A 12,382-nucleotide genomic window follows, 5' to 3' on the forward strand; every position below is an offset into this window, starting at 1 on the left:
TAGTGTTTGAATGTGGTAGGTGAAAAAAGTAGCAGAGCTGGCCGTTTGAATTCGGAGAAGCGGTAGCGGTCGCCTTTGTCGGCGGACTATAACCTCTTACGAATTTATCAGATCATCATAATCAGGCGACAACAGCGATTGAAGGATCAAACGGAATGCGGCACGACTGAAATTTTTCACCACGGGTTTTAAATTTTATTCTATAAATCATGAGGTGAATGAACCATGTTGAGCGATACAATTGCTGCCATATCGACGGCAGTAGGTGAAAGTGGGATTGCGGTAATCCGGGTCAGCGGGCCGGAGTCGATTGCTGAAGTGGGAGCATTGTTTCGCTCCAGGAAGCCGCTGACTGAGGCAGAAAGCCATACCGTTCATTATGGATTCATTATCAATCCCAAAACACAGGAGAAGCTGGAAGAGGTGCTGGTTTCGGTGTTCCGTGCGCCTCGCTCGTTCACGACGGAGGATGTCGTGGAGATCAGCACGCATGGCGGGATTATTTCCGTGAAACGGGTGATGGATCTGCTTCTGCTGCAGCCGAATATCCGGCTGGCCGAGCCAGGGGAGTTCACGAAACGTGCATTCTTGAACGGGCGGATCGATTTGTCGCAGGCAGAAGCGGTCATCGACTTGATCCGCTCAAAGTCGGATCGGGCGTTCTCGCTTGCTCTCAAGCAGGTGGAGGGTAATCTGTCCCGGAAAATTACGGCGCTGCGCCATACATTGGTGGAGACGCTGGCACATATCGAGGTGAATATTGATTATCCCGAACATGACGTAGAGTCGATGACGACGCAGTTCATCAAGTCGAAATGCGCGGAAGTGACGGAGGGGATCGACGAGCTGCTGAGGACGGCCAACCAGGGTAAAATTTTGCGGGAAGGTATTATGACAGCGATTGTCGGACGGCCCAATGTCGGCAAATCATCATTGCTGAATGCATTGGCTAGAGAGAATAAAGCAATTGTCACCGATATTCCGGGGACTACCCGGGATGTGATTGAGGAGTACGTGACGATTAACAATATTCCGCTGAAGCTGCTGGATACGGCGGGCATCCGCGAAACGATCGATGTTGTCGAGCAAATTGGGGTGGAGCGTTCTCGGGCTGCGGTGCATGAAGCAGATTTGATTTTACTTGTACTAAACAATGCTGAGCTGCTGCATGAGGACGAGATCCATCTGATGGAGCAGCTTAGAGGGCGGCAGACGATCGTGTTAATCAACAAAATTGATTTGCCTTCGCAGTTGAACAGGGAAGTAGTCAACCGATATTTTCTGGAGGAAGCGATCGTAGAATTGTCAGTGAAGACGGAGGAAGGCCTCAATCACCTGGAGGATGCCATTTCGAAGCTATTCTTCGGCGGACAGCTGGAGTCGGGAGATTTGACCTACGTCAGCAATGTGCGTCATATTGCGTTGCTGAACAAGGCGAAGCAATCGCTTGCGGACGCTTACGAGGCAGCTGATACGGGTATTCCGATTGATATACTGCAAATTGATGTGCGGCTGGCTTGGGAGCAGTTGGGTGAGGTGATCGGCGATGCTGCACCGGATGCGCTGATCGATCAAATTTTCTCCCAATTTTGTCTCGGAAAATAAGTTCACTTACGTATGGACGGCGTTCATTCATGGTATGATGAAAAAGAACGTTTTAAATAGTTAAAATTTTAATGAATATGACGTTTCTCTACTATATAATCATGGATTTTAAAGGGGGTTTTAGGATGGGATTTGAAGCAGCAGAATACGACGTCATCGTCGTCGGTGCTGGACATGCGGGCAGTGAATCTGCCTTGGCCGCAGCACGCATGGGCTGTAGAACATTACTGGTGACGATTAACCTGGATATGGTGGCATTTATGCCGTGCAACCCTTCCATTGGGGGGCCGGCCAAAGGCCATGTCGTTAGAGAAGTGGATGCCATCGGCGGGGAGATGGGCCGCAATATCGATAAGACATTCATCCAAATGCGGATGCTGAATACGGGAAAAGGTCCCGCTGTTCATGCGCTTCGCGCACAAGCGGACAAGGTGCTGTATCAGCATACGATGAAAGAGACGTTGGAGAAGCAGGACAACTTGACGCTGCGTCAAGGCATGGTTGAGGATTTAATTGTAGAGGATGGCAAGTGCGTTGGCGTCATTACCCAATCGGGGGCGAGATACCGCAGTAAGGCAGTCGTCTTGACGACGGGAACTTATTTGCGCGGCAAAATCATCATGGGCGAACTGGCCTATGAGAGCGGGCCGAACAATCAGCAGCCGGCCGTAACGTTGTCTCATAGCCTGAAGAAGCTTGGCTTCGAGCTGGTTCGCTTCAAGACGGGAACGCCGCCGCGGGTTCATCGCGATTCGATTGATTTTTCCCAGACGGAAATCCAGCCGGGGGATGACAATCCTAAGTTTTTCTCATATGAAACGAAAAGCTCGGATAATGAGCAATTGCCATGCTGGCTGACGTATACTTCGCCTGAGACGCATGAAATCATCAATGCCAATTTGCATCGCGCGCCGATGTTTTCGGGGATTATTGAAGGAACGGGAGCCCGGTATTGTCCGTCCATCGAGGACAAAATTGTTCGATTTGCCGATAAGCCGCAGCATCAGGTTTTCCTTGAGCCAGAAGGCAAGAATACGGCGGAATACTATGTTCAAGGTTTGTCGACGAGCATGCCGGAAGAGGTGCAGGAGCAAATCGTTCGCTCGGTTCCTGGGCTGCAGAATGCCAAAATTATGCGAAACGGCTATGCGATCGAATATGATGTTATCGTTCCGACGCAGCTATGGCCGACGATGGAGACGAAGCAGCTTCCCGGTTTGTTTACAGCAGGACAAATTAACGGAACGTCAGGTTATGAAGAGGCGGCAGCTCAAGGCGTCATGGCGGGCATCAACGCCGCTCGCAAGGTTCAAGGCAAGGAAGGCGTCGTGCTAGATCGCTCCCAAGGCTATATCGGGGTGCTGATCGACGATTTGGTGACTAAAGGCACCAATGAGCCATACCGCCTGCTTACCTCGCGTGCAGAATACCGTCTCCTGCTTCGCCACGATAATGCGGATTTGAGATTAACGCAAATCGGCTATGAAATCGGATTGATCTCACCGGAGCGGTATGCGGCATTCCTCGACAAGAAGGAAAAGGTAGAGCAAGAGGTAGAGCGTCTGCGGACGAGCAAGGTACGCCCTGCTGATATCAATCCTTTGTTGGAAGCAATCGGTTCGGCGCCAATTCAGGATGGCAGCAATTTACTGGCGATTTTGCGCCGTCCAGAAGTGACCTATGATCTGATCCATCAATTTTCCCCAGCCGGGGTGGACTTGGATGAGGAGATGAGGGAGCAGGTCGAGATTCAAGTGAAGTATGCCGGATACATCGAGAAACAGCTGCTTCATGTTGAAAAATTGAAGAAAATGGAAAAGAAAAAACTGCCTGAAAATATTAAATATGAGGATATTCAAGGTTTGGCCATCGAAGCTCGCCAAAAACTGGCCAAGATCCGACCGCTTTCCATCGGGCAAGCCTCACGAATTTCCGGAGTTTCGCCAGCTGACATTTCCATTTTGCTCGTCTATTTAGAACATTATAATCGGGTTACCGCTGCAGGAGGATAAGTGATTGGATCAAGTACAATCTGAATTTCAATCCATGCTCCGCGATCATGGGATCGAGGTGAATGCGGAGCAGTTGACCCAGTTTGAAACGTACTTTAAGGAATTGGTGTCTTGGAATGAAAAAATGAATCTGACGGGAATCACCGAACGTGAACAGGTATATGTGAAGCATTTTTATGATTCGATATCCTTGGCATTTCATATGAATATGAGGGATATTCAATCTTTGGCAGACATCGGTTCTGGAGCAGGCTTTCCAGGCATTCCTTTAAAGATATGCTTTCCTCAATTGAAGCTGACCATCGTAGACTCGCTGAATAAACGAATTCATTTCTTGCAAAACATCGTGGATCAGCTGTCGTTAGATGGTGTAGAGCTCATCCATGGCCGGGCTGAGGATATTGCACGAAAACCACAATATCGTGATCAATTCGATTTAGTTACAGCCCGTGCTGTTGCTAGGATGGCTGTACTAAATGAGTTCTGCCTTCCCTTTGTTAAGGTGGGCGGCGTATTTGCAGCAATGAAGGGAAGCGATCCCCGAGAAGAGGTAGAGGAAGCAGCGCGAAGCATGAAGGTGCTTAACGGGAAATTGATTGGCAGCCACCACTTTACGTTGCCCATGGAAGACTCTGACCGCCATATTATTCTCGTCAAGAAAACTGCTGCTACACCAAAGGCTTACCCTCGGAAGGCAGGCACACCTTTAAAATCACCGATTGTTTAGTTTAATTGGTTTTTTATTACGTATTTTGATCCTTCCAGTGAATTGTTCCACGTGAAACAATCTATGCTGGGGGATCTCTTATTCATGTCAAGAAGAGCAAAAAAATGCTGAATAAGAGAATAGGATTATAGAGAAAAAAGTGGTAGAATAGATATATCGATCATCATTTGCCCGATGTAGTTGAATTCTATGATCAAGCACCATTCTATCTGTTTATTGTAGATTGAATTTTTCTGAGAATGTTGCTCGAGAATTCATCTTGAAATATAACCAGCTATGAGATAATTCACCTTGAAGGTATACATAGGTGATCGATTTTCTCGGTGGGACTATTTCAAGAAGAAAATTACCGTTACTTGCGGTTCTGTCTTCTTAGAGAGTACGTCGATAGACGTTTTTCTCCGTTTATTGTGCAGCTTTCCCGTTATTTTTGAAGATTATAGAATTAGCAGCTTAGCAGTTATACTAATCCTCTATGATCGAAAGGAACACAACCGCAGTAGCGGTCTGTCTTCTTAAGCAAGGAAATGCAGCCCATAAGGCTTCGCCTTATGACACTATCAAATTAGGTGGTAATTTACGGAATGAAAGAACAATTTTCGAAATTGTTTGGTTTTACCGAACGAAGCAGCGGAGATGAAGTGAAACAAATTCCGGTTGGTGAAATCGTAAGCAGTCCATACCAACCCCGGACTATTTTTGACGATGAGAAAATCGAAGAGCTGTGCCAAACGATCAAGACGCATGGGGTAATTCAACCTATCGTAGTTCGTTACCGAAATGATAAATATGAACTGATCGCAGGGGAGAGACGCTGGAGGGCAGTCATAAAGTTAGGCTATGAAACAATTCCGGCTATTTTGCGGGATTTCAATGACTCACAAGCTGCTTCGATTGCTTTGATCGAGAATTTACAGCGGGAAGGGCTCACATCAATCGAAGAAGCTCTGGCTTACCAGAATTTGATTGATCTGCATCAGCTCACCCAAGAGAGTTTGGCTCAGCGGCTGGGGAAAAGTCAATCGACGATTGCCAACAAAATTAGGCTGCTTCAATTGCCTGAACAAGTAAAAACTGCGCTAATGGAACGTAAAGTTACAGAGCGTCATGCACGGGCACTATTGTCTCTGGATACCGAGGAACTGCAATTGAAGGTATTGGATGAAATCATCAGCAAAGAGTTGAATGTGAAGCAGACCGAAGCCCGGGTAGCCTTTTACAAAGAGGTTGCCAAGAATAAGAAGTCGCCAAGACGAATTTCGTTCTCGAAGGATGTCCGGCTCGCTCTGAATACGATCCGCCAATCCATTGATATGGTGACCGGATCGGGAATGGAGATTAAGACTTCGGAGAAAGACCATGAAGATCACTATGAAATCGTGATTCAAATTCCTAAAAGATAATGTATGTTGCTCGCTGACCATGACCGCGAGGTTAAGAGGTCAGCTTCTTTTTCGGCAAAATGGCTTGAGTCTTCCAGGGTCATTTCCATCTAACCGAACTCGCAGCTAGCGGGAATGATCATTCATGCAGAGTGCATGGCATAGGATGACTTTGTTGTCTTTTTGTAGCTTCAGCTTAGTTGTAACTGCCTAGAAATACACTACAAGAAGATTTTTAACGGATACTGAGGTGAAATAGATTGTCTAAAATCATTGCCATTGCTAACCAAAAGGGAGGGGTCGGTAAAACGACGACTTCCGTCAACCTCGGGGCAGGACTTGCTGCGATCGGTAAAAAAGTGCTGCTCATTGATATTGACCCACAAGGAAATACGACAAGCGGTGTCGGGATCAATAAAGCTGATGTTGCCAATTGTATTTATGACGTGCTGATTAATGAAGTGAATCCAAAGGAAGCCATCGTTTCGACGGAGGTTGAAGGATTGGATATCATTCCTGCTACTATTCAACTAGCAGGGGCGGAAATCGAGCTTGTGCCTACGATCTCGCGGGAGGTCCGGCTTAAGAAGTCGATTCAACAAGTGAAGCATATGTATGATTATGTGCTTATTGATTGCCCGCCATCGCTTGGTATTCTGACCATCAATTCGCTTACGGCGGCTGACTCTGTGTTGATCCCGATTCAATGCGAATATTATGCCCTGGAGGGTTTGAGCCAACTTTTAAATACGGTTCGTCTCGTTCAGAAGCATTTAAATACGTCTCTGCAAATTGAGGGTGTGCTGCTTACGATGTTTGATGCCCGTACTAATTTGGGGATTCAGGTCATTGAAGAGGTCAAGAAATATTTTCAGCAAAAAGTTTACAAAACAGTTATTCCACGTAACGTTCGCTTAAGTGAAGCGCCATCGCACGGTCAATCCATTATAACCTACGATCCCCGGTCTAAGGGAGCGGAAGTATATTTAGAGTTGGCAAAGGAAGTGGTCTCTTATGAGTAAACGATTGGGGAAAGGTTTGGATGCGCTGATACCATCGCTCTCCATTCAAGAGGATGATAAGGTGGTAGATATTCCACTGAATCAGCTCCGTGCCAACCCGTATCAACCACGCAAAACGTTTGACGAGGATGCAATTCGTGAGTTGGCGGAATCGATTCGCCAGCATGGTGTAATTCAGCCAATCATCGTTCGCAGTGTGTTAAAGGGATATGAAATTATTGCCGGTGAGCGGAGATTTCGGGCTTCTCAATATTGCGGCAATGAAACGATTCCGGCTGTTGTAAGATCTTTTTCCGATCAACAGGTTATGGAGATTGCTTTAATAGAGAACTTGCAACGCGAGAACTTGAACGCCATGGAAATAGCGGTGGCTTACCAAGGGTTAATGGATCAGTTCCAGCTTACCCAAGAAGAACTGTCGATGAAGGTTGGCAAATCCCGTTCTCACATTGCAAACTTCCTAAGGTTGTTGTCTTTGCCGGAGGAAGTGAAGGAATATGTTTCACGTGGAACATTATCTATGGGACATGCCCGGGCTTTGGTTGGATTGAAGGATTCGGCAATGATTAAGGACCTTGCCAAGCAATGTATCGATCATGAGTGGAGCGTAAGAGAGCTGGAGGATGCTGTCCAACAGCTGGATCGTAAGAAAAAGGACAAACAGAAGCCGGCAACGCAAAAACGTGATCCTTACATTGAAGAGGTTGAAGGAAGCTTAAGAGAAAAGTTCAAGACAACAGTAAAAATCAAAGCGAGTAAAGAAAAAGGTAAAATAGAAATCAACTATTATAGTCAACAGGATCTGCAAAGATTACTTGATTTACTCTCTTAATTCAGGGTTCATTGCGAATGACATATTCGTCTTGCCTGAGGGATGATTAATCTCTGCAGCAGAGGGATATGTCATTTTTTGATCTATAGGAAAATATTAATTAGATGGTGAATGAACATATACAGCTTGATTTAGGAGGGGAGTTCACTGAAAAAGCAAACCGTCATATATTTGGATCATGCGGCAACGTCGTGGCCTAAGCCGCCAGCCGTAGGGGAGGCCATGATGTCGATTCTAAATGGCCAGGCCGCCAGTGCCGGGCGAGGAAATCATAATATGGCGCTTCAAGCAGGGCGGATTATGTTTAATGCTAGGCAAGCACTGGCGACGTTGTTTCATGTTTCTAATCCAAACGATATCGTATTCACCTCCAATACGACATCCGCTTTGAATTTGGCCATCAAAGGATGGCTGAAACCCGGAGATCATGTAATTGCAACAATGGTGGAGCACAATTCGGTTAGAAGGCCGTTGGAGTTTTTGAAAAGAACCATCGGGATTCAAGTGGATTATATAACAATAAATGAATGGGGACAGCTTGATTTGAACGAGGTAAGGAATTCGTTCCGCCCGGAGACGACGCTGGTTGTTTGTTCACATGGATCAAACTTGCTGGGCAGCATCTTGCCGCTGCAGGAGCTTGGGCATCTTGCTCACGAGCATGAGGCGATTTTTCTAGTTGATGCAGCTCAATCTGCAGGGACGTATCCGATTGATATATCCGAGATGGGAATTGATTTGCTGGCTTTTCCTGGACATAAAGGTTTGCTCGGTCCACAAGGCACAGGAGGGTTATACATCTCTCCCCAGGTAGAATTGGAGCCTTTGCTGCATGGAGGGACAGGAAGCCAATCCGAGGAGCTTGAACAACCTGCTGTGCGTCCTGATCGCTTTGAAGCCGGGACGGCAAATACGGTCGGCATAGCGGGGTTAGCTGCAGGTGTACATGCTGTGCTTGAATATGGGGTAAAACAAATTTATGAACGGCAATGGATGCTTATCCAGACGATGATGAAGGGATTAGCAGAATTGCCAGGTATGTCCTTGATTGGGCCAAAGCTTGGAGAGCCGCGAATGGGGCTTGTGTCCTTTAATTTGGAAGGCCGGGATGCTGCGGAGATTGCTTTTTTATTGGATAGAGAATATGGAATAGCTGTGCGCGCCGGTTATCATTGTACGCCCTTAGGACATATGACAGCGGGGACATCGGCCGGCGGGGCGGTTAGAGCCAGCGTAGGGTTTGATACGACGGAGGAAGAGGTTGAGTCATTCGTACTAGCCATGCGGCAAATTTCGGCTCAATGATTTGAACATAGGGGAGAGGAAGCATGCAGGAATGGAATGAGCTCATTCTGGAGCAGTTGGTTTGGGTTGTAATCGGGTTAGTTATCGTCGTGGTTTGGCTGCTCATATGGAATTTGCTTCAAGGCAGCAAGCTCCGGAAGATCCGTCGGAAATATGAATTAATGATGCAGGGAACAGGTGTTGAGGATTTAGAGGGCTTGCTCATCGATTTGAAGCTGCAGCAGGGCAAGCTGGAGGATGCACAGGAACAGCAACAACAGATACTCAAAAAGCTTCAAAGTCTGGTGCCAAAACAAAAGGCAAAAATCGGCATAAAGCGTTACAATGCTTTTGCCGAGCGTGGAAATGACCTGAGCTTCTCCATCGCATTTATCAATGATGAGAAGGACGGGGTGGTCCTTACTGGTATTTATAATCGGGAAGGCTCTTATGTATATGCCAAACCGCTGACCAAAGGGGAATCTCCGCATGCTCTCTCAACGGAAGAGCTCGAGGTTATTGCTCTTGCCGCGCAAGGGGAATAAACCCTTTGTTCCACTCTTTAATAGCGGAATAGAGGCTGCTGGCAATGATCTCAGATAAACGCATGACCAGGCTGAGCCTTGTATTCTGTAATACAAAATATTCCATGAAACCGCCGACGTTAACGATGCCTGTCAGATGGATATCGCCAACCGGCGGTAATTCTTTATTTACGCCCGCACCAGGGCGAAGCGGCCCTTGAACGACTTGAATGGACCCTACGCTGGTCGTCTGGCCAAGGCAAGCGTCAATGCCAATGATATAAGGGTCTATAAATGTGGTATTAATTTGGTGGAGGGTATCCTTCAAATTCATGGCATGGACCGGATCTTCCAATGTACCATACAAGTGAAAGTATGGGCATTTGTATTTAGCTAAGGCAGTTCCTACAAGAGGACCAAGGCAATCGCCGGTTGACCGGTCGGTGCCAATACAAACGACAACGATTTCTTGACCAGGCTCGACCTGGGCTAGATGAAGCAGCAGTCGATGAATAATGGCGGAATGTATGCCCGGTTCGGTATGGGGTATTTTTAAATAGGGAATTTCTTGTCCTGAGAAAGAAGGGTTTAGCTGAGACATAGAAATCTTCCTTTCCGCTTGAAATTATCGTTATAGCTGCCGGGTTCGGTATATCTGCTATAAGGAATAATAGATAGTATATGGAAAAAAGGGCATTTCTATACTCCGACTAAAGTATCGCTTATATATTAGGGGAGGGACTAAAAGCTGTGGACGCATGGTTAGTGATGGCATTTGATTCGACGCAGCAAGCATTGCGAGCTGAGATGCTGCTGGAGTATGCAGACATAGAAATCGATTTGTTTCCAACGCCGAAGGAAATCACGGCAGGCTGCGCTCTATCGATTCGTTTTCCTGAGGAGTCCTTATCCGCCGTAAAGGGGATTGTGATTCAGGAGAACGTAGTCATTCGGGGGATCTACTCCCAATCGGAATCAGGTTATGATAACATCGAATTATAGGAGGGAGCAGATGACATTTCTAACTATGGAAACAGATAATGCTATTGATTCCCCCGAAGATGCAATTAAAGCCGCAATAACCTGGAAAGATAAGCTGTGGGCGTGGGTGACGAACATCGATATGTGGGAAATGGTCATGTTCTCGGCCTTGCGGATCATTCTTATTTTCATCCTTACTCGAATATTTATAAAAGTCATATATCGGATTATCGACCGTTCTCTGGAGAAGAGGGAGAAAAGCCGCTTAAAGGTTAATCCTCGGAGGTTCATAACCGTAGGCGAGCTTCTGAAAAATGTTACCTGGATTACTAGCAACTTCATTATGGTGATGCTCGTGCTAGGTGAAGTTGGCTTCCAGCTTGCGCCGCTGCTTGCTGGGGCCGGGGTGCTGGGGCTGGCTATCGGTTTTGGCGCTCAGAGCCTGGTGAAGGATGTGATAACAGGGTTCTTTATTATATTGGAGGATCAGTTTGCAGTAGGCGATGTTATTCAAACCGGCAGCCTCAAAGGCACGGTCGAGATGATCGGACTCCGTTCTACGCGGCTTGTCAGCTGGACAGGGGAGGTGCACATCATTCCAAATGGCATGATCACTAATGTGACGAACTATTCGTTGAACAATGCGATGGTCGTTGTGGATTTTCCATTCAGCAATGCTAAGAAATTGGAAGAAAGTATTGGCTTGTTGAAAAGGGCGATGCTAAAAATGAAGGAGGATCATCCCTATTATCCGGAAGTGCCGCATGTGCTTGGCATTCAATCGCTGTCAGCCAGCGAATTCGTCATCCGCATAGCGATGGAATGTCTGCCTGCGGCCAGGGAAGAAGTCGAGCGGCGAATACAAACTTATGTTAAGCAGGCACTGGAAGAAGCTGAAGCGGATAATCCGGCTTTGACTGAGGGCGAATAAATCACAGAGTTAAGCTGTTATGCAGCATGGGAACGATTTAGTCAATCCAAATTGACTGATGGGATAGAATAATTATGGAAGAAGTAGGAGAGGGATATACATGGAGCGTAAATCGTTTGGGCTGGGCGATATTGTATTGATGAAGAAAAATCATCCTTGCGGCAGCAATGAAATGGAAATCATCCGAATGGGTATGGATATCCGAATTAAATGCGTGGGCTGCAAGCATAGCGTACTCGTTCCAAGAGTAAAATTTGAGAAAAATATGCGAAAGGTGATTCACTCGGCAGCATCAGCCGGGGAAGAGGCCGCGGACACGTAGAACCAGTCAAACCTGTGAAGTGACGGATAACTCGAATAGCTGACCATGTTGAGGCTCAGCATTATACCGATCAAAGGAACGTAAGTTCCCTTGATCGGCGATGTGTTTTATGATATACTCAATTGTGCTGTGGAAAGGTACCCAAGAGGTCCAAGGGGGCTGACTCGAAATCAGCTAGGCGTGTCAAAGCGTGCGTGGGTTCGAATCCCACCCTTTCCGCCATCATAGTCCAATGACTATGATTAGCCGGGATGAGAACCCACGAGAGTGGGGGCGTCGGAGCCTAAGCTTCGATAGCATAATCATCGCAGTCCCGTAATGAAATGGAGGGTATCACACCCTTTCCGCCATCATAGTCATCAATCGAAAACAAGAATAAATCCAAGAATCCCCTGATATATGTAAGGGGATTTTTTTGATGTTAAATTTAGGACTGTAGACCTGTCTTAACAACAAAGGAGAACCCATTCGGGTTCTCCATTTGCAGACGGGATGCGGATTGGAATTCTTCTCTCACGACTAAGAAACATCTGATCTTCGCCTAGGCTTTAACGAAGTGATAAAGAGGGGTCTTTCTCAATTCGCGATCGTTTGCTTCTAACGGGTAGTGAATAAGACTCCAGGCAGCTGTGTTGCTCGTGGATGATCCAACGGAACCACACCTCTCTTTGCATCGCCGTCTGAGTGTATTATGTGCAAAGACTTGTGTTTTATACACCGGATTTGTAATTAATATTTCCGTGACTAAGGGCTGGTACGA

12 protein-coding genes and 1 tRNA gene are annotated in these 12,382 nt (G+C 46.7%); 12 read left to right on the forward strand and 1 reads right to left on the reverse strand.

Annotated features, from left to right (window positions below; genetic code table 11):
• Window positions 1–225 precede the first annotated feature (225 nt).
• From mnmE to GNP95_RS23465, 8 genes are all read left to right on the forward strand, one after another.
• Window positions 226–1,605, forward strand: a complete 1,380-nt coding sequence (gene mnmE, locus GNP95_RS23430; RefSeq protein ID WP_155613249.1) for a tRNA uridine-5-carboxymethylaminomethyl(34) synthesis GTPase MnmE — start codon at window positions 226–228, stop codon at window positions 1,603–1,605.
• Window positions 1,606–1,730: 125 nt separating this feature from the next.
• On the forward strand, window positions 1,731–3,617 hold the full coding sequence (gene mnmG, locus GNP95_RS23435; protein WP_155613250.1) for a tRNA uridine-5-carboxymethylaminomethyl(34) synthesis enzyme MnmG: 1,887 nt from the start codon (window positions 1,731–1,733) through the stop codon (window positions 3,615–3,617).
• 4 nt (window positions 3,618–3,621) lie between these two features.
• Complete coding sequence (gene rsmG / locus GNP95_RS23440) at window positions 3,622–4,344, forward strand: 16S rRNA (guanine(527)-N(7))-methyltransferase RsmG (protein WP_155613251.1); 723 nt, start codon at window positions 3,622–3,624, stop codon at window positions 4,342–4,344.
• Window positions 4,345–4,928: 584 nt separating this feature from the next.
• Window positions 4,929–5,747: a nucleoid occlusion protein gene (gene noc / locus GNP95_RS23445; RefSeq protein WP_155613252.1), complete on the forward strand. Its 819-nt coding sequence runs from the start codon at window positions 4,929–4,931 to the stop codon at window positions 5,745–5,747.
• A 239-nt stretch (window positions 5,748–5,986) separates the two neighbouring features.
• Window positions 5,987–6,748, forward strand: coding sequence for a ParA family protein (locus GNP95_RS23450; RefSeq protein ID WP_155613253.1), 762 nt, complete (start codon window positions 5,987–5,989; stop codon window positions 6,746–6,748).
• Window positions 6,741–7,580, forward strand: a complete 840-nt coding sequence (locus GNP95_RS23455) for a ParB/RepB/Spo0J family partition protein (RefSeq protein ID WP_155613254.1) — start codon at window positions 6,741–6,743, stop codon at window positions 7,578–7,580. Before GNP95_RS23450 ends, GNP95_RS23455 begins: the two co-directional genes overlap by 8 nt.
• Before the next feature lie 171 nt (window positions 7,581–7,751).
• Window positions 7,752–8,885, forward strand: a complete 1,134-nt coding sequence (locus GNP95_RS23460; RefSeq protein ID WP_230873979.1) for an aminotransferase class V-fold PLP-dependent enzyme — start codon at window positions 7,752–7,754, stop codon at window positions 8,883–8,885.
• A gap of 23 nt (window positions 8,886–8,908) precedes the next feature.
• Window positions 8,909–9,409, forward strand: coding sequence for a DUF4446 family protein (locus GNP95_RS23465; protein WP_155613256.1), 501 nt, complete (start codon window positions 8,909–8,911; stop codon window positions 9,407–9,409).
• Here the strand turns inward: GNP95_RS23465 and yyaC are convergent.
• Complete coding sequence (yyaC, locus tag GNP95_RS23470; RefSeq protein WP_155613257.1) at window positions 9,381–9,989, reverse strand: spore protease YyaC; 609 nt, start codon at window positions 9,987–9,989, stop codon at window positions 9,381–9,383. The genes GNP95_RS23465 and yyaC overlap by 29 nt on opposite strands.
• A 149-nt stretch (window positions 9,990–10,138) precedes the next feature.
• Between yyaC and GNP95_RS23475 the strand changes: the two genes are divergently transcribed.
• The 4 genes from GNP95_RS23475 (at window position 10,139) to GNP95_RS23490 (ending at window position 11,844) form a co-directional block, all read left to right on the forward strand.
• Window positions 10,139–10,390 (forward strand): DUF3343 domain-containing protein, encoded by a 252-nt coding sequence (locus GNP95_RS23475; RefSeq protein ID WP_330163596.1) that lies wholly within the window; start codon window positions 10,139–10,141, stop codon window positions 10,388–10,390.
• Between the two features lie 10 nt (window positions 10,391–10,400).
• A complete protein-coding gene (locus GNP95_RS23480) occupies window positions 10,401–11,300 on the forward strand; it encodes a mechanosensitive ion channel family protein (RefSeq protein WP_155613258.1) in 900 nt (299 codons plus the stop codon).
• Window positions 11,301–11,400: 100 nt separating this feature from the next.
• Window positions 11,401–11,622, forward strand: coding sequence for a DUF951 domain-containing protein (locus GNP95_RS23485; RefSeq protein WP_155613259.1), 222 nt, complete (start codon window positions 11,401–11,403; stop codon window positions 11,620–11,622).
• Between the two features lie 131 nt (window positions 11,623–11,753).
• Window positions 11,754–11,844: transfer RNA gene (locus GNP95_RS23490), tRNA-Ser, on the forward strand.
• The last annotated feature ends 538 nt before the right edge of the window (window positions 11,845–12,382 follow it).

Origin of the sequence: Paenibacillus woosongensis (assembly GCF_009725165.1) — a bacterium.
GTDB lineage: Bacteria > Bacillota > Bacilli > Paenibacillales > Paenibacillaceae > Fontibacillus > Fontibacillus woosongensis.

Excerpts from the sequence above, each read along its gene's own strand:
- mnmE (WP_155613249.1), top strand. The coding sequence starts at position 226 with ATGTTGAGCGATACAATTGCTGCCATATCGACGGCAGTAGGTGAAAGT.
- mnmG (WP_155613250.1), top strand. The coding sequence starts at position 1,731 with ATGGGATTTGAAGCAGCAGAATACGACGTCATCGTCGTCGGTGCTGGA.
- noc (WP_155613252.1), top strand. The coding sequence starts at position 4,929 with ATGAAAGAACAATTTTCGAAATTGTTTGGTTTTACCGAACGAAGCAGC.
- GNP95_RS23455 (WP_155613254.1), top strand. The coding sequence starts at position 6,741 with ATGAGTAAACGATTGGGGAAAGGTTTGGATGCGCTGATACCATCGCTC.
- GNP95_RS23465 (WP_155613256.1), top strand. The coding sequence starts at position 8,909 with ATGCAGGAATGGAATGAGCTCATTCTGGAGCAGTTGGTTTGGGTTGTA.
- yyaC (WP_155613257.1), bottom strand. The coding sequence starts at position 9,989 with ATGTCTCAGCTAAACCCTTCTTTCTCAGGACAAGAAATTCCCTATTTA.
- GNP95_RS23480 (WP_155613258.1), top strand. The coding sequence starts at position 10,401 with ATGACATTTCTAACTATGGAAACAGATAATGCTATTGATTCCCCCGAA.
- GNP95_RS23485 (WP_155613259.1), top strand. The coding sequence starts at position 11,401 with ATGGAGCGTAAATCGTTTGGGCTGGGCGATATTGTATTGATGAAGAAA.